Source organism: Planococcus sp. 1R117A (genome assembly GCF_051417975.1).
GTDB lineage: Bacteria > Bacillota > Bacilli > Bacillales_A > Planococcaceae > Planococcus > Planococcus shenhongbingii.
Genome location: NZ_JBPRLO010000001.1, coordinates 393,643 through 409,481, shown reverse-complemented (window position 1 = coordinate 409,481; position 15,839 = coordinate 393,643). Strand labels below are relative to the sequence as shown.

Below are 15,839 nucleotides of genomic sequence, written 5' to 3'. Positions count from 1 at the left end.
CTTTATTCCATCCTAACATGGGGCTATGGTGAAATGAATAAAAGAAAGAGGGTTTGTAAATGGCGAAAGATCCAAAATTGACAGAGATTGAACGCTTATTGAATGAAGTAAAAGGGAAAGAAGATACAAAAGAATCCGGCTTCTGGAAAACATTTAAAGTGATGATGAGCGTTTGGCGCAATTCGTTCCTTGTGTTAATCGTCATATTGTTATTGCTTCTTGTTGCATTGCCGCTCGGGACGTTCTGGATGATCAAAGGCAGCACATTCACTGAAGACAAAGGCGCATTCTTGGAACAGATCCAGGATCTCAACGAGCTGGCGACGGCTGAGGCTTTTTCGAAAGTCATTATTGAACGGCAGGACAATGCCGTATTTGGACAGGAAATCGGCCTGGACTTGCCCGGCACAAAACGCCAATTGCTGGTTGTCATCCCGGGATCGGTTAAAGCCGGCATTGACTTTTCCGAAGTGACAGAAGAAGATATCGAACTTGACGAAGCAGCGAAAACTGCCACGCTGACACTCCCGAAAGCCGATTTCTTAGGCGGTCCGGAAATATTTATGGATCAAGTGGAAGTGTATTCTTATGAAGGATTATTCAGAAGCGGCGCTGATATATCGGAAGCATATGAACTGGCAGAAGAAGCACAAAAACTGATGCTGGAAGAGACAAAGGGGCAAGGTGTCCTTGAGACGGCTGAAGAAAATGCGGCCCGTTCGGTGCAGGAAATGTTCAAGCTGGTAGATTATGATGTAAAAGTCGAATTTAAAGAATAAGGAGCGATGTGTATGCCGAAGGAAATATTTCAAAATGACTGGCAGGAAATAGTCGGGGAAGAATTCAGTAAGCCGTATTACTTGAAGCTGCGCGAATTTTTGAAAGAGGAATACGCCAACGAAACCGTGTATCCTGCAAAAGAAAACATTTGGAATGCGTTCAAACATACGCCTTATAAAGATGTCAAAGTCGTCATTCTTGGGCAGGATCCTTATCACGGGCCAAACCAGGCACATGGCTTGAGTTTTTCCGTTCAGCCCGGTATGCCGCATCCGCCAAGTTTGCGCAATATGCTGAAGGAATTGAACGATGATCTTGGATGTGAAAAACCGAAAGACGGAACGCTGACAAAATGGGCCGACCAAGGCGTCATGATGCTTAATACGGTATTGACGGTGCGGGCTGGACAAGCCAATTCCCATCGCAATCAAGGATGGGAAATCTTTACCGATGAAGTGATCCGGAAATTGTCAGCCCGTGAAAAGCCGGTGATTTTTGTATTATGGGGCCGGCCGGCGCAGCAGAAAAAGCCGCTCATCGATTTGGAGCGCCATTCCATTATTGAAGCCCCGCATCCAAGCCCATTAAGTGCCAGCCGAGGATTTTTCGGCAGCCGGCCTTATTCAAAAGTGAACGAACTGTTACAAAAGCAAGGCGACGAGCCGATTGATTTCTGTTTAGCCTGACGCCTGCCGGCAGGCATGATAAAATAAATGAGAATGTAAACGGAAAGGGGGATTTTGCATGGCAATCGATGCAGCACGCATTTTGAATGAAATCGAAAAGCACACTGCGCAAGCACGGAAAGGCGATCCGGCAAAAATGCGCGAGTCCATCGCTGCGGTACGGGCTCTTTGTGATCTTTTATTGGAAGATGACCAACTGCAAAAAGACAGCACACCGCGTGCAATTCCACTCGCCTCCCCTCAGATACAGCCGGTTTCTTCAGCCAGCAAACTGCAGGAAGAAGACGGCGCAAACGGTGATTCACTGTTTGAATTTTAATCGGAAAGAGGAATAGAAATGAAGTTTTTCTTGATAGCCGGAGCGGTTAATGCTTTATTATCCGTAGCTCTCGGTGCTTTCGGTGCACATATGTTAGAAGGACGCGTTGCGGATAAATATTTAGATACCTGGCAGACGGCTGTCCAGTATCAGATGTTCCATGCAGTCGGTTTGATGGTTGTAGGAATTCTGATGAGCTCGTCATTGATCGGTACGCTCGGTTCCTTGTCTTGGGCAGGATACTTAATGCTGGCCGGAATCATCATTTTCTCCGGAAGTCTGTATGTTTTAAGTTTGACTGGCATCAGTATTTTAGGGGCTGTAACACCAATCGGTGGAGTAGCATTTATTGTTGGCTGGATCATGTTGATCGTTGCAGCATCAAAAGCTTTGTAAAACATTAAGAAGGCCAGCGCCTAAGCGCCGGCCTTCTTTTATTATATTTCCCGGGAAATATATGTGTTTTTATCATTGTTCAAGCAACTCTTTTAATTTTGCAGGATGGTCCACCGTTAACGCAATGCGGGAAACCTTTTTGGTGCGCCCGAAGAATAACACCGCTTCCTGTGGTTCTTTAAATTCGATGATCACTTGTGGTTCCGGTTCCGCAAAGTCCTTTGCAATAAAGGAAAGGGTCTCTTTACCGGCTTTGGCACCCCAATGCAATTGGGCAATGGCTTCAAGCGGAACAGTCATGCGTTTGCTTAAGCCTAACGATACGTACAGTTTTTTGCCTGTAATTTTCAGCGGATTCAAGCGCAGCGCCTGGATTTCACCGATGAAATACACGACAGAATAAATGTTCAAGACAAGAAGCACAATTGACAGTACAAGTGATTTATCATGCAGCCACCAATGGAGCCCAATCGTCTCAATGACAATCGCATGAATCAGCATGATGTAAAAGGCCATGGTGCTTGAGTTCTTATGGAGTGAGATCAGATTGGGACCTTCTGTTGGTTTCTTTTTCCAAGAACAGAACGCGTAATAGAAGATGAGCGATTCCGATAAGATTACGGTAACGAGCGGATTGGGTTTGATTCGTTCATAGGTAGTAGGCAGCAAAGTGAATAATGGGCTTTCTGCCTTTTCTTTGATGGCGCGGACAATGGCCGGAATGTGGTAAAGAAGCAGCCCAAGAAAAGCGAGTTCTGCGAATAAAACCACTGCTTCCAAGCCAATCCCTATGTAAAACAGAAAAGTGAACGGTTCAAAATAAAGGGAAGGGATAATGAAGCGGGCGAGTACAAATCCTCCAGCGACAAAGCCGACAAAATGCTTGAATGACAAACGAAAAGAAGCGAGCATTAAAAGCGGTGCCACAAAGGCAAAGTCGATCAGCGACCCGGTGACGACCCAGAAGGTTTCTTCAGGAATGACGAGTGAGGAAAGAGGCGAGCGGTATAACAGGAAATTGCTAGTCATTACAAGCAGCAGCAAAACGAGAGACCATTTGGCAAAACTGTTCTGGCGCATCACAAGCATACAAACACCCCGTTTTTCTTTTAGTATACCGTGGAATATATTGGAATTGAAACGTAATTCGTGGCGAAATTCTGAAAGTTTCGAGGAGAGTCGCTTTCTCCGCATAACATATGTGAAAGCGGTGGGAATTTGTGTTCCGGACAGTAAATCCCGTCTGCGGACAGTATTTCACCATTTCCGGACAGTATTTGCCTTAAAACGGACAGTAAACCCGTCCAATTGCTCATTGAGGCAATAAAAACGGCTAAAAGCACTCCGCATAAAACAAAAAAACCGCCCGGGGGCGGTTTTTAATCTTATACTTGCAGGAATTTCGCTGTACGTTCTGCGTCCAGGCGTGTGCCGACGTAGAATGAACCAAATTCTGCGTAACGTGCGCTGACTTCGTCAAAACGCATTTCGTAGATCAATTTTTTGAACTGAAGAACGTCGTCTGCGAACAAAGTAACGCCCCATTCGTAGTCATCAAAGCCGACAGATCCTGAAATGATCTGTTTTACTTTGCCTGCATAGCTGCGGCCGATTTTGCCGTGGGACAGCATCAATTCTTTGCGAGTGTCCATTGGCAGCATGTACCAGTTGTCGTCGCCTTCACGGCGTTTATCCATCGGGTAGAAGCAGATGTACTGTAAACGTTGAAGTTCAGGATACAAACGTGCACGTACGTGAGCGTTTTGGTATGGATCTTCGTCTGATTTTCCAGAGAGGTAATTGGAAAGTTCAACAACCGATACATACGAATACGTAGGAACTGTATAAGCGATCAATGTCAGCTTATTGTATTCCGTTTCAAGCTCACGCAATTCATCCATTGTTTCGCGCAATAACATTAGCATCAAGTCGGCTTTTTGGCCAACGATTGAATACAATGCGTGTGCACCTGTTTTATTTTCATCGGCTTGGTTGATTTTGTCCATAAATGCCTGGAATTCGTCAATCGCGAATTGGCGTTCTTCATCCGTCAGCATTTTCCATGAAACCCAGTCCATCGAACGGAAATCATGAAGGACGTACCAGCCGTCTAATGTAATCGCTGCTTCATTCATTATCTAAACACTCCTTTTATCTAAATCTCACAAAATCAGTTTATCACATTGGTCATGTAAGTTCCTGAAAAACAAATGCCTGTCACCAATTCGTCATGCCTGAAGTGCCTTTTCAGCGGGGCATGAGTCGGGTAAACTAAAGACAAGCTATAGCCTGATGAGGAGAATTAATATGCCGTTATTTTCAGAACAAACCAAATGGCGTTTCTGGGATCAATCCTTGAGCGCCAAAAACCGTTCCGCACTGGAATCCTTTGCTGCGGATGATACATTATGCGAACTGGTCGGATCCGGAAAAAGTCCATCGACCATCCGGACATGGGTACACGACGATACAGTCGTACTCGGAATACAGGACCACCGTTTGCCGAACATCGAAGCGGGTATGGATTATTTAAAAGCGCACGGCTATGCGCCGATTGTCCGGAATTCCGGAGGACTCGCTGTCGTGCTCGATGCGGGAGTTTTGAATATTTCGCTGGTAATTTCAGAAAAAGAACAAGCCATCGATATTTCAGCAGGGTACGACATGATGCTTGAACTGGTGCAGGCATTATTTCCGGAAGCGCCGGTTGAGGCTTACGAAATTGTTGGCTCTTATTGTCCAGGGTCATACGATTTGAGCATCGGCGGCAGGAAATTTGCCGGCATTTCCCAGCGCCGCATCCGCCGCGGTATTGCGGTTCAGGTTTACCTGTGCGTAGAAGGGGCGGGTGCACAGCGGGCTGAACTGATCCGCGGGTTTTACGAAGCCGGGCTCAGCGGAGAACAGACGAAATTCACCTACCCGGAAATAAAACCCGAAGTGATGGCGTCGCTCAGCGAACTGCTCGGCAAAGAAATCACAGTACAGGAAGTTGTGCTGAATTTGTACGAATTGATCGGCATGCCATCACCGCAGCCGCTGATGCCTGAAGAGACAGAGCTTTACGGATTTTATTTGAACCGCGTTGTCGAACGCAACCGGAAAATGCTGCCGGCACCTCTTGAATGAGGTATCTGAGCTGGTGTAGAATACTTGTTACGCAGAAAAATTGGAGGTGCGCCCGTGAGCTATGCGACACAGAAATTAGCTGAAGAAAAAGTTTTCAAAGATCCGGTTCACCGATACATACATGTGCGCGACCAAGTGATTTGGGACCTGGTGAATTCACGTGAATTCCAGCGTCTTCGGCGCATCAAACAGCTTGGCACCTCTTATTTAGTATTTCACGGAGCTGAACACAGCCGCTTTAGCCATTCGCTTGGCGTCTACGAAATCGTCCGAAGAATTTCAGATGATATTTTCCATGGACGGCCCGAATGGGATGAAGACGAACGGCTAGTGGTGTTATGCGCTGCGCTTCTTCACGATCTGGGCCATGGGCCTTTTTCCCATTCATTTGAAAAAGTGTTCCATGTCGACCACGAAGAATTTACACGGGAAATTTTGCTTGGCGATACAGAAGTCAACCAGATCCTGTTAAAAGTTGGCGAAGACTTTCCGAAGAAAGTGGCGGAAGTAATAGCCAAGACATATGCCAATAAACAAGTCGTTTCTTTGATATCAAGCCAAATTGATGCAGACCGCATGGATTATTTGCAGCGCGATGCCTATTATACCGGTGTTTCGTACGGCCATTTTGATATGGAGCGAATTCTTCGTGTCATGCGTCCGTTGGATGATCAAGTAGTGATCAAGTCAAGCGGCATGCACGCAGTTGAAGATTACATCATGAGCCGCTACCAAATGTACTGGCAGGTTTATTTCCATCCGGTAGCCCGCAGTGCTGAAGTGATTCTGCGGAAAATTTTGCAGCGTGCCAAACAGCTGAGTGAGAACGGCTATAAATTCAAGCAGCCGCCGACGCATTTCATGGCATTTTTCAATCGTACTTTTGAGTTGAAAGATTATTTAGCGCTTGACGAAGGAGTCTTGATGACTTATTTCCAGCTATGGATGACAGAGCGTGATCCGATTCTTTCGGATTTGAGTGACCGGTTTGTCAATCGTCGTCTGTTTCAATATGTGGATTTTGATCCGGGCAAAGATTACCGGAAACTTGGGGAGCTTGCTCAATTGTTCGAGGATGCGGGTATCGACCCGGAATATTATTTGGTTGATGATTCTACATCCGATTTGCCATATGATTTTTACCGCCCTGGCGAAGAAGAAGAACGTTTGCCGATCCATTTGCTGATGCCTACAGGTGAAATCAAGGAATTATCCCGTCAGTCACAGATTGTTGATGCAATCTCAGGCAAACGAAGAACAGATTATAAATTGTATTTCCCGGCGGAATTATTAATAGATGGCAAAAAGAAAGCTGCCAAACAGAAGATACTGGAAATGCTTAGAAAAGGAGGGGTATAGTTGCTCCAGGAACACGCAAAAATTGTGGATTTCATCGCCACAGCGGAAGGGATCACCGGACGCAAGAAATTACAGAAAATGATTTATATTTTAAAAAAGATAGGTTTGCCGTTTCAAGAGAAATATGAATTCCATATTTATGGTCCCTATTCTGAGGAGTTGACGGCCCGCATTGAAGAATTATGCGATATGGGCTTCTTGGCAGAAGAACTGGAAGACAAAGGATCTTATGTGCGATACAAGTACAATGTAACCCAGGAAGGAAAAGATTTCCGGAGTACCTTGAAAGAATCGGTGCTGGAGAATCCCGAAGTTGCTGCTCGACTAAAGGAAAAAAGCGGCCGTTTTTTGGAACTGACCGCTACTCTTCTATATTTTGATCATCTAGAACGAGCTGAACAAATTGAAAAGCTTCATATTGTGAAAGCGAAGTTGAACTTTACTGCAGTCGAAATAGAAGAGGCGTTCGGGTTTATTGACGAATTGGGCCAATTGAAAAAACTCCCTTAAGGGAGTTTTTATGTATTAGCTGGTTTTTAAAACTTAGATGTCACTAAATAACTTTCCTTTAACGCCGTAGTCCGTTTTCTTCATATCTTCAATGAAGACGACTACGTTTTCAACTGGAGCACCAGTGGTTTCGGATACCGCTTCAGTTACTTTCTCGACCAATGCACGCTTTTGATCTTCTGTGCGGCCTTCGAGCATTTTGACAGTTACGTATGGCATAATAGTTACAGCTCCTTTTTTAAAGATACATCAATCATATCAGAACGGGAGGAATGTACACATGGCAAATGAAGAAAAACCAAAACAAAAAGTGGGATTCACGATCATCAAGAACGCTCCGACAGACGGCCATAAAGGCTATGGCATAGGTTCACTGTCTTTAGAAAACGTATCTCCGCTTTTTATTGACATAGAAGAAGGCGAAGCATTTGTTGACATTGGCGCGATGCATGCACGCAGCGAAGTGGAACGCGGCATTAAATTTACTGTGAACCGGGAAGATTCAGCCGGAGGCAAACCGTATTGGCTGGTGTGGGTTACCATCGATTTCAATCCGCAAGGCCCTTATTACGCTGGAGTAACGGCTTGCGAAATGGTCGTTAACCGCGAAAAACGCCGAGGTTATAAAATTTTAGCTGACCACGTCAATTTAATGGACAAATCGATGAAACGGAAAATCATCATTGAGCATATGGATGAAGCTTCTAAACGGGTTTTGGCAGAATACTTGAAAAAACACAATCTCGAATTGTGGGAACGCAGTACTGAACAACTTCGTCAAGGGCTGGATGTATAATAAAAATAGGATTTGTACGATTTGTGACATTTGGAAATGCTTTCGACAGGCGGTTGAAGTTGTCCAAAAAAGGAAGTAAACTATAAATACAGCTTTTAAATAGAAAGCTAGGACACCTGAAATGCGGGAAAGTGCCGTGAGCCATTGTGAGAAAACCCAAGCCCAATGCCTCATGTCTCTTTCTCCGTGCTATCAGGATAAAAGGGTTTTCTGTGAAGGGAAAGATTCCCAGTACAGAAAACCTTTTTATTTCGGGCATATTAAGAACTGCATCGGGTAAAGAGGACTATGCATAGAGAAACTCAATTAGGGAAGTTGTATGTCCCTGATTGCTAGTTGATCCAATCGGGCTTTTAAGGCCCGTGGTCTTCCGCTCGAAAAACGGAGACCCTACGGACCTTTAAAGCGCGATAAAGAGAAACTCAATCAGGGAAGTTGTACCTCCCTGATTGCTAGTTGATCCAATCGGGCTTTTAAGGCCCGTGGTCTTCCGCTGGAAAAGCGGAGACCCTACGGACCTTTAAAGCGCGAAAAATTTATTGCACTTTCATTAAAAAGAATTATACTTTTTTAAGTAGTTTTAAAATGACGGGAAAAGGAGTTTGATTATAGATGGCAGGATTTTGGTATACAGAAAAACAAACCGAGAACTTCGGGATTACGATGAAAATCAATAAAACGCTTCACACCGAACAAACGGATTTCCAATACTTGGAGATGGCAGAAACGGCTGAATGGGGCAATATGCTCTTCCTTGACGGCATGGTTATGACGTCTGAAAAAGATGAATTCGTTTATCATGAAATGGTGGCGCACGTTCCATTGTTTACTCATCCTAATCCAGAGAACGTTCTGGTTGTTGGCGGCGGAGACGGCGGAGTGATCCGTGAAGTGCTCAAGCATCCTTCTGTTAAAAAAGCGACGCTTGTCGATATTGACGGCAAAGTGATCGAGTACTCGAAAAAATTCTTGCCTTCAATCGCATCAGGCCTTGAAGATGCACGTGTTGAAGTGATTGTCGGAGACGGCTTTATGCACATTGCGGAGTCCGAAAACAAATACGATGTCATCATGGTTGATTCAACTGAACCAGTGGGCCCGGCAGTAAACTTGTTCACTAAAGGCTTTTACGCAGGAATTTCACGTGCATTGAAAGAAGACGGCATTTTCGTCGCACAGTCTGACAACCCTTGGTTCAAAGCAGACTTGATCGAACAAGTGCAAAAAGATGTAAAGGAAATTTTCCCGATCACGAAATTGTATTTGGCGAATATCCCGACTTACCCGAGCGGTCTGTGGGCATTCACAATCGGTTCGAAAAAATACAATCCATTGGAAGTGCCGGCTGAGCGTTTCCATGATATCGAAACTAAGTATTATACGAAAGAATTGCACAATGCAGCATTCGTATTGCCAAAATTCGTGAAAGATATGGCAGGCGAATAAACGATGAGATTTGACGAGACATATTCAGGTAAAGTTTTCATCAAAAGCCATCCGAATTACGAAGAATCCAAAGCAGTGCTATACGGAATGCCGATGGACTGGACGGTAAGTTACCGCCCAGGTTCACGTTTCGGCCCAAACAAAATCCGTGAAGTATCTATCGGTTTGGAAGAGTACAGCCCGTATCTGGACCGGGAGCTCGACGATGTGAAATTCTTCGACGCAGGCGACATCCCCTTGCCGTTCGGCAATCCGGAAAAATCCCTGCTTGAAATAGAAACCTATGTCCATACACTTCTTGCCGATGGCAAAATTCCGATGGGCATGGGCGGTGAGCATTTGGTGTCATTGCCGGTCATGAGAGCCGTTGCCAGCAAATACGACGATTTGGCGATCATTCATTTTGATGCGCATACTGACCTTCGCGAAAACTACGAAGGCGAAGAATATTCGCATTCCACACCAATCCGCAAAATTGCCGATCATATTGGACCAACGAATGTCTACTCGTTCGGCATCCGTTCCGGCATGAAAGAAGAATTTGAGTGGGCAAAAGAGCAAGGCATGTACATCTCGAAATTCGAAGTGCTGGAGCCGTTGAAAGAAGTCCTGCCGACATTAGCTGGACGCCCGGTATATGTTACGATCGACATCGATGTTCTGGACCCGGCGCATGCGCCTGGAACAGGCACGGTTGATGCAGGCGGCATTACTTCGCGTGAGCTGCTCGCGTCGATCCACGCAATCGCAGCATCGGATATCAACGTTGTCGGTTTCGACCTTGTTGAAGTATGTCCAGTTTATGATCATTCGGATCAAACTGCCAATACGGCAAGCAAATTGATTCGCGAAATGATTTTGGGCTGGGTGAAATAAGAAAAGCGGAGGCGATCGTGCGAAACCTGACGGGCATAAGACGGGCCGACGAAGTGGTGCACTTTATCACACAGTCGGAACGGCTTATGACCCGAAGGTTTGATCGCCGAAGCTGGACAATAAGAAAAGCGGAAACGGCCATTTAGGTTCGACTGGCATAAGACGAACCAGCGAAGTGGCGCTTTTTGCCACACAGCTGGGTTGACTTATGACCCGAGAACCTGGCCGTTGCAGCTGGACAATAAGAAAAGCGGAAACGCTTTTCCGCCAATCTTTAATAAAAAAGCCGGTCTGGAATTTTCCAGGCCGGCTTTAACTTTTTGGTGCTGAAAAATCATCTGAAACAGGCCGAATGATCATGGAAATACGTTGAGTAATCATAGATCCACGAAAACTGATTATAGAACTCCACCGAGTGATCATAGAACCGCAATAATTGACCATAGCGCACCGAAAATAGAATCTCTCCATTAAAAACGGTAAGATAAGAATGAATCATTAACTGGAAGAGGTGCTGACAATGGAATTATACAAATGGACTGGTCATAGGGACCAAGGCGTGGCAATCCTGGCCGCTATGGCGAATGCGCGGCTGGTGTACTTGGTGGACGGCGAGGAATCGGTTTTGCTTTATGAATCAGAAGGCGGAGCTCCTTTGCAGGGATTTGAAGCGTATCAGGTATTGAATGCTGTCGGTGACATCAACGACGGCTATTATGCCGTATTCAATAATATTCCGGTAACGGATGAAGGCCGTGAGCTATTTGAATCGCGTTTCCAAAATAGAGCGGGCATGGTCGAGAAAGAGCCCGGCTTTGCGGCCATCCGCGTGTTGCGCCCTGTCCAATCGGATACGTATATCATCCTGACTTTATGGAAAGACGAGAAGTCGTTTACGGACTGGCAGCAATCACAGGCTTACGGCCACGCTCATGCGAAGCGGGGAACGTCTGAAGGAATCGATAAGAAGCCGAATATCTTTCCACGTCCTTCTTTTGTGAAAACGTATATCAAATGAAAATGACTTCTTGCAACCACTCCTAATGGGTGGTTTTTTTGTCTGGCCAAATTTCAATACCGTCTCTTCAGAGCATAAAATGAAACTTAAATTGAAATGGAACCTTGAATCGGGCTATAATAAAAAGGCTATTGCTATTACATAAAGGAGGCGGCGGAATGCAAAAAGCTGTGAAAATAAAACTCACGACGATTATCCGTCAGCCAGACACAGAAGAACAGCTGATGGAGTTGTGGTCACACGGCACGCTGACAATAAAAAACGATCGGCGCTACTTGCAGTATGAGGAGCAGCTGGAAGAGCTGTTGATTCGAACCACAGTAAAGCTCAGTGAAAACGAAGCAGTGATTATGAGAAGCGGCGCCCTGCAGATGCGGCTACCGTTTTTATTACATAAAGAACAGACAGGAAATTTAACAAATGAGCAAGGCACTTTTATGCTGACGACAAAAGCTCATGAGCTGACGATCAGCGATACACGCTTTAAAGTCCGTTACGATCTGGCAATGGGCTCTGCTCACGTCGGAGAATATGAAATGGAAATCCAATTTATGGAGGGTCAAAAATGAATGCAGTAGAAAAAGTACAGCACGCCATTAAACTGGCAATCAGTGAAGCGGTTCAAAAAGCGGAATTGACGCCCGAACCAGTCGAAGTTTACCTGGAATCACCGAAAGACAAAGCGAACGGCGATTACGCCACAAACATTGCGATGCAATTAGCGCGTGTAGCGAAAAAAGCGCCGCGTGTCATTGCAGAAGCGATTGTCGGAAATCTTGACAAAGAAACAGCGAATATCGAAAAAGTGGATATTGCCGGACCTGGATTTATTAACATCACGATCAAAAAAGATTATCTGCTGGACGTAGTGAAAACCGTCCTGGAGCAAAAAGAAGATTATGGCCGCACCAATTCAGGCGGAGGCGAGCGGATTCAAGTCGAATTCGTGTCTGCCAACCCGACAGGCGACCTTCATCTTGGGCATGCCCGCGGTGCATCAGTCGGTGATTCACTATGCAACGTATTGGATGTTGCGGGTTACGATGTGTCACGTGAATACTATATCAATGATGCCGGGAACCAAATCAATAATTTGGCGCTGTCCATCGAAGCGCGTTATTTTGAAGCACTCGGCGAACCGCTGAACATGCCGGAAGACGGCTACCGCGGCCAGGACATCAAAGACATCGCTGCAGATCTTGTGAAAGAGCATGGCGATAAATTTGTCTCGATGACAAAAGAAGAACGTTTTGAAGCGTTCCGCAAGCATGGCTTGAAAGTGGAACTGGCGAAATTGCAGCAAGACTTGGCTGATTTCCGCGTTGAGTTTGATGAATGGTTCTCGGAAACTTCTTTATACGAAAAAGGCGAGATTGAAATTGCGCTGAACAAGCTTCGCGAGAACGGCCATATCTACGAAGAAGAAGGTGCAACTTGGTTCCGCTCGACGACATTCGGTGACGACAAAGACCGCGTATTGATCAAGAACGACGGTTCGTTTACATATATGCTGCCGGATATCGCTTATCATGACGACAAATTGTCCCGCGGTTTTGATAAGCTGATCAACATCTGGGGAGCTGACCACCACGGTTATATCCCACGCATGAAAGCGGCGATTGAAGCGCTTGGCTATGACCGCGATACGCTTGAAGTGAGCATCATCCAAATGGTCCAGCTGTACAAAGACGGCGAAAAGATGAAAATGAGCAAACGTACCGGGAAAGCAGTAACGATGCGTGAACTGGTTGAATTGGTCGGCTTGGATGCAGTGCGTTATTTCTTCGCTATGCGTTCAGGTGATTCCCATATGGACTTTGACTTGGATCTGGCTGTATCGCAGTCCAACGAAAACCCGGTTTATTATTCACAATATGCCCATGCGCGCATCTGTTCGATTTTGCGCCAAGCGGAAGAGCTAGGATTCTTAGCTTCTACAGATAATTTAGATCTGCTGACTTCGGAAAAAGAAATCGATGTCCTGAAAAAAATCGGTGATTTCCCGCAAGTGGTGGCAGATGCTGCGAAACAACGCGCACCGCATCGCGTCACTACCTATATTCAGGAATTGGCAGCTCATTTCCACAGCTTCTATAATGCCAATAAAGTATTGGATGCTTCGAACGCGGAACTGACTGCTGCGCGCCTTGCGCTGATCACAGCTGTTAAAACTACTTTAGCTAATGCGCTGAAATTAGTTGGAGTTTCCGCTCCTGACAAAATGTAAGAGACACAGAAAGAATTTTGTGTATAATTAACTTATTAAGAAACTTAATAATTCAATCATAAAGGTGCTTATGTCTAAGAACATGAGTTAAAAGGGAAGCCGGTTCGATTCCGGCGCGGTCCCGCCACTGTAAGTGAGAGCAATCTGCCAACAGCCACTGAAGCAACGCTTTGGGAAGGTGCAGTACGCCATGATCACAAGCCAGGAGACCTGCCTTTATGACAACACCCACTAAGCCTGCGAGGACCGGCTGGATGCACACGTTTTTTATGTCGTCCTTTCAATCTCTCGCAGTGTCTGCGGGAGATTTTTTATTTGATAAAAGGGGATGTCGAGATGAAGAAGTTTTGGAAGTTTGGAGCAAGTGCAGGGATGGCAGCAATGCTGCTCGCAGGTTGTGGCGGGCAAGAAGCACCGACAGGAGAGAATGCGGAAACACCGACAGATCCGCCAAAGGAAGTAGCGGAAGCTGAATTTCCGGTAACGATGAAGGATGCAATGGGAGAAGAAATCGTAATCGAAGAAGAACCGAAAGCGATCGTTTCCATGGTGCCGTCAAATACAGAAATCGCTTACGAACTCGGATTGGGAGAAAAAATGGTCGGGGTATCCGATTTTGATAATTATCCGGAAGAAGCGGCAACTGTCGAGAAAATCGGCGGGCAGGAATTCAATGTTGAAAAAATCATCAGCTTGCAGCCGGACTTGGTATTGGCCCATGAATCAGGTGTAGGCGTCGGTGAGGCTGGACTTCAGCAATTGCGTGATGCCGGCATTAAAGTATACGTTGTCCAGGAAGCCCAAAGTTTTGACGAAGTATATGACACAATGACGATTATTGGACAAGCAACCGGTACAATGCAAGAAGCGGATGCACTCGTTTCTGAAATGGAAGCACAAGTAGAAGAAATCGAAGAACAAGCGAGCAAAATCAAAGAACCAAAAAAAGTATTTGTTGAAGTAGGCAGCAATCCGGAAATTTATACAACCGGCAGCGGAACGTTCATGGATGAAATGCTGGACATCATCAACGCGGAAAATGCGGCTGGTGAGCTGGAAGGATGGGTCAGCATGGACCCGGAAGCAATTGTCGAAGCCAATCCGGATGTGATTGTGTCGACCGAAGGTGCTTACGTGCCGGATGCGGTTGAAAAAATCAAGGCCCGCAGTGGCTTTGCCGATGTTACGGCAGTGAAAGAAGATGCGGTTTATAATGTTGATTCGGATAAAGTTACCCGTTCTGGCCCGAGATTGACAGAAGGTTTGATGGAAATGGCTCAAGCTGTTTATCCTGAGGTTTTCAGTGAGTAAAAACAGCCTGGCTTATATCGTCTCTTTCATTCTATTGGGAGGGGCTGTCCTGCTGGGAGTAACGGTCGGCACGGTTTCCATTTCGCCGGAAGTGCTGTGGAACCCCGAGTCGGATGAAACAGCTGCCAATATTTTGTGGAATATCCGGATGCCGCGCGTGGTTTTGGCAGGTTTAGTCGGTGCAGCGCTGGCAATTGCCGGTGCAGCATTCCAAGGCTTGCTTAAAAACCCGCTGGCCGATCCTTACACTTTAGGAGTGTCATCCGGTGCCTCAGTCGGCGCTGTGATGACGCTCTTTTTCGGCATTTCGGTCCCGTTTTTAGGGAATTATACTTTGCCGGTGATGAGCATGCTGGGTGCATTGTTGACGATGTTTGCAGTAATGAGTTTTGCGAAATTGGTCGATCGTTCCATGAAAATGGAAACTGTCATTTTGACAGGAATCATTTTCAGTTCGTTTCTCGGCTCTGTCATCTCCTTGATGATAGCGCTGACGGGAGAAGAGCTTCGCCAAATCATCGGCTGGCTTCTTGGCAGTGTATCGATGCGAGGCTGGCCCTATGTTCAAATGGCCTTGCCGTTTATCCTCATCGGATCCTTCTTGCTTTGGCTGAACCGGCGTGAGTTGAATGCCATGCTGTTCGGGGAAGAACGGGCACAGCATTTGGGAGTCGACGTGAAAAAAAGGAAAATGATGATTCTTATCAGCGGATCCGTTCTGACCGGAGCGGCTGTAGCGGTTTCGGGAACGATCGGCTTTGTTGGCTTGGTCGTGCCACATATGACCCGGCTCGTATGGGGTTCGGATCATCGGCATGTATTGCCGCTGTCTTTTATCAACGGTGCTGCGTTATTGATCATCTGTGATTTGGTGTCCCGGACGATCATTTCACCGACAGAATTGCCAATTGGGGTAATTACCGCATTTATCGGGGCACCGGTTTTTGCGTTTATCTTTTTCCGGCAGCGGAAAGGAGTGGCTTGAT

18 protein-coding genes and 1 riboswitch are annotated in these 15,839 nt (G+C 46.0%); of the genes, 15 read left to right on the top strand and 3 right to left on the bottom strand.

Annotation, left to right across the window (positions count from 1 at the left end; genetic code table 11):
• Nucleotides 1-59 precede the first annotated feature (59 nt).
• The 4 genes from ACSFXN_RS01790 to ACSFXN_RS01775 are packed head-to-tail and all read left to right on the top strand — an operon-like array spanning nucleotide 60 to nucleotide 2,181.
• Nucleotides 60-779 (top strand): DUF4230 domain-containing protein, encoded by a 720-nt coding sequence (locus ACSFXN_RS01790; RefSeq protein ID WP_437148489.1) that lies wholly within the window; start codon nucleotides 60-62, stop codon nucleotides 777-779.
• A gap of 12 nt (nucleotides 780-791) precedes the next feature.
• The gene (locus ACSFXN_RS01785) at nucleotides 792-1,466 is read left to right on the top strand and encodes a uracil-DNA glycosylase (protein WP_437148487.1); all 675 of its coding nucleotides are present in this window, start codon (nucleotides 792-794) and stop codon (nucleotides 1,464-1,466) included.
• Between the two features lie 58 nt (nucleotides 1,467-1,524).
• On the top strand, nucleotides 1,525-1,785 hold the full coding sequence (locus tag ACSFXN_RS01780; protein WP_300990169.1) for a YwdI family protein: 261 nt from the start codon (nucleotides 1,525-1,527) through the stop codon (nucleotides 1,783-1,785).
• Nucleotides 1,786-1,803: 18 nt separating this feature from the next.
• Complete coding sequence (locus ACSFXN_RS01775; RefSeq protein ID WP_301855295.1) at nucleotides 1,804-2,181, top strand: DUF423 domain-containing protein; 378 nt, start codon at nucleotides 1,804-1,806, stop codon at nucleotides 2,179-2,181.
• A 72-nt stretch (nucleotides 2,182-2,253) separates the two neighbouring features.
• Here ACSFXN_RS01775 and ACSFXN_RS01770 read toward each other — a convergent pair whose 3' ends face one another.
• Nucleotides 2,254-3,270: a beta-carotene 15,15'-monooxygenase gene (locus ACSFXN_RS01770; protein ID WP_437148484.1), complete on the bottom strand. Its 1,017-nt coding sequence runs from the start codon at nucleotides 3,268-3,270 to the stop codon at nucleotides 2,254-2,256.
• A gap of 296 nt (nucleotides 3,271-3,566) precedes the next feature.
• Nucleotides 3,567-4,316 (bottom strand): hydrogen peroxide-dependent heme synthase, encoded by a 750-nt coding sequence (hemQ, locus tag ACSFXN_RS01765; protein ID WP_437148483.1) that lies wholly within the window; start codon nucleotides 4,314-4,316, stop codon nucleotides 3,567-3,569.
• Nucleotides 4,317-4,488: 172 nt separating this feature from the next.
• Here hemQ and ACSFXN_RS01760 point away from each other — a divergent pair, with 172 nt between their 5' ends.
• Genes ACSFXN_RS01760 through ACSFXN_RS01750 form a run of 3 tightly spaced genes read left to right on the top strand, consistent with a single transcriptional unit; the run spans nucleotide 4,489 to nucleotide 7,179 of the window.
• The gene (locus ACSFXN_RS01760; RefSeq protein ID WP_437148481.1) at nucleotides 4,489-5,310 is read left to right on the top strand and encodes a lipoate--protein ligase family protein; all 822 of its coding nucleotides are present in this window, start codon (nucleotides 4,489-4,491) and stop codon (nucleotides 5,308-5,310) included.
• Nucleotides 5,311-5,364: 54 nt separating this feature from the next.
• Entirely contained in the window at nucleotides 5,365-6,669 is a 1,305-nt protein-coding gene (locus tag ACSFXN_RS01755) for an HD domain-containing protein (RefSeq protein WP_300990164.1), read from the top strand.
• Nucleotides 6,670-7,179: a YwgA family protein gene (locus ACSFXN_RS01750; protein ID WP_437148479.1), complete on the top strand. Its 510-nt coding sequence runs from the start codon at nucleotides 6,670-6,672 to the stop codon at nucleotides 7,177-7,179.
• Nucleotides 7,180-7,212: 33 nt separating this feature from the next.
• On the opposite strand, the gene ACSFXN_RS01745 is transcribed toward ACSFXN_RS01750, so the two are convergent.
• Complete coding sequence (locus ACSFXN_RS01745; RefSeq protein ID WP_052650641.1) at nucleotides 7,213-7,398, bottom strand: 2-hydroxymuconate tautomerase; 186 nt, start codon at nucleotides 7,396-7,398, stop codon at nucleotides 7,213-7,215.
• A 61-nt stretch (nucleotides 7,399-7,459) separates the two neighbouring features.
• Between ACSFXN_RS01745 and ACSFXN_RS01740 the strand changes: the two genes are divergently transcribed.
• The 8 genes from ACSFXN_RS01740 to ACSFXN_RS01705 all read left to right on the top strand — a co-directional run bounded on the left by ACSFXN_RS01740 (nucleotide 7,460) and on the right by ACSFXN_RS01705 (nucleotide 15,838).
• Nucleotides 7,460-7,975: a YwhD family protein gene (locus ACSFXN_RS01740; protein WP_437148478.1), complete on the top strand. Its 516-nt coding sequence runs from the start codon at nucleotides 7,460-7,462 to the stop codon at nucleotides 7,973-7,975.
• 612 nt (nucleotides 7,976-8,587) lie between these two features.
• Complete coding sequence (gene speE, locus ACSFXN_RS01735) at nucleotides 8,588-9,421, top strand: spermidine synthase (RefSeq protein WP_437148477.1); 834 nt, start codon at nucleotides 8,588-8,590, stop codon at nucleotides 9,419-9,421.
• A gap of 3 nt (nucleotides 9,422-9,424) precedes the next feature.
• A complete protein-coding gene (gene speB, locus ACSFXN_RS01730; protein WP_437148476.1) occupies nucleotides 9,425-10,297 on the top strand; it encodes an agmatinase in 873 nt (290 codons plus the stop codon).
• A gap of 520 nt (nucleotides 10,298-10,817) precedes the next feature.
• On the top strand, nucleotides 10,818-11,315 hold the full coding sequence (locus tag ACSFXN_RS01725) for an antibiotic biosynthesis monooxygenase family protein (protein ID WP_437148475.1): 498 nt from the start codon (nucleotides 10,818-10,820) through the stop codon (nucleotides 11,313-11,315).
• 158 nt (nucleotides 11,316-11,473) lie between these two features.
• Nucleotides 11,474-11,884, top strand: a complete 411-nt coding sequence (locus ACSFXN_RS01720; RefSeq protein WP_437148474.1) for a DUF1934 domain-containing protein — start codon at nucleotides 11,474-11,476, stop codon at nucleotides 11,882-11,884.
• Nucleotides 11,881-13,542: an arginine--tRNA ligase gene (gene argS / locus ACSFXN_RS01715; protein WP_437148473.1), complete on the top strand. Its 1,662-nt coding sequence runs from the start codon at nucleotides 11,881-11,883 to the stop codon at nucleotides 13,540-13,542. The genes ACSFXN_RS01720 and argS overlap by 4 nt, the downstream gene beginning before the upstream one ends.
• A 45-nt stretch (nucleotides 13,543-13,587) precedes the next feature.
• Nucleotides 13,588-13,774: riboswitch (cobalamin riboswitch) on the top strand.
• A gap of 104 nt (nucleotides 13,775-13,878) precedes the next feature.
• Nucleotides 13,879-14,853 (top strand): ABC transporter substrate-binding protein, encoded by a 975-nt coding sequence (locus ACSFXN_RS01710; protein WP_437148472.1) that lies wholly within the window; start codon nucleotides 13,879-13,881, stop codon nucleotides 14,851-14,853.
• Between the two features lie 7 nt (nucleotides 14,854-14,860).
• Nucleotides 14,861-15,838 carry a FecCD family ABC transporter permease gene (locus ACSFXN_RS01705; RefSeq protein WP_437149144.1) on the top strand — a complete coding sequence of 326 codons (978 nt, stop codon included), beginning with the start codon at nucleotides 14,861-14,863 and terminating at the stop codon, nucleotides 15,836-15,838.
• Nucleotide 15,839: the final 1 nt, after the last annotated feature.

Excerpts from the sequence above, each read along its gene's own strand:
- ACSFXN_RS01790 (WP_437148489.1), top strand. The coding sequence starts at position 60 with ATGGCGAAAGATCCAAAATTGACAGAGATTGAACGCTTATTGAATGAA.
- speB (WP_437148476.1), top strand. The coding sequence starts at position 9,425 with ATGAGATTTGACGAGACATATTCAGGTAAAGTTTTCATCAAAAGCCAT.
- ACSFXN_RS01770 (WP_437148484.1), bottom strand. The coding sequence starts at position 3,270 with ATGCTTGTGATGCGCCAGAACAGTTTTGCCAAATGGTCTCTCGTTTTG.
- ACSFXN_RS01760 (WP_437148481.1), top strand. The coding sequence starts at position 4,489 with ATGCCGTTATTTTCAGAACAAACCAAATGGCGTTTCTGGGATCAATCC.
- ACSFXN_RS01745 (WP_052650641.1), bottom strand. The coding sequence starts at position 7,398 with ATGCCATACGTAACTGTCAAAATGCTCGAAGGCCGCACAGAAGATCAA.
- argS (WP_437148473.1), top strand. The coding sequence starts at position 11,881 with ATGAATGCAGTAGAAAAAGTACAGCACGCCATTAAACTGGCAATCAGT.
- ACSFXN_RS01785 (WP_437148487.1), top strand. The coding sequence starts at position 792 with ATGCCGAAGGAAATATTTCAAAATGACTGGCAGGAAATAGTCGGGGAA.
- ACSFXN_RS01775 (WP_301855295.1), top strand. The coding sequence starts at position 1,804 with ATGAAGTTTTTCTTGATAGCCGGAGCGGTTAATGCTTTATTATCCGTA.
- ACSFXN_RS01780 (WP_300990169.1), top strand. The coding sequence starts at position 1,525 with ATGGCAATCGATGCAGCACGCATTTTGAATGAAATCGAAAAGCACACT.
- ACSFXN_RS01725 (WP_437148475.1), top strand. The coding sequence starts at position 10,818 with ATGGAATTATACAAATGGACTGGTCATAGGGACCAAGGCGTGGCAATC.
- speE (WP_437148477.1), top strand. The coding sequence starts at position 8,588 with ATGGCAGGATTTTGGTATACAGAAAAACAAACCGAGAACTTCGGGATT.
- hemQ (WP_437148483.1), bottom strand. The coding sequence starts at position 4,316 with ATGAATGAAGCAGCGATTACATTAGACGGCTGGTACGTCCTTCATGAT.
- ACSFXN_RS01740 (WP_437148478.1), top strand. The coding sequence starts at position 7,460 with ATGGCAAATGAAGAAAAACCAAAACAAAAAGTGGGATTCACGATCATC.
- ACSFXN_RS01710 (WP_437148472.1), top strand. The coding sequence starts at position 13,879 with ATGAAGAAGTTTTGGAAGTTTGGAGCAAGTGCAGGGATGGCAGCAATG.
- ACSFXN_RS01720 (WP_437148474.1), top strand. The coding sequence starts at position 11,474 with ATGCAAAAAGCTGTGAAAATAAAACTCACGACGATTATCCGTCAGCCA.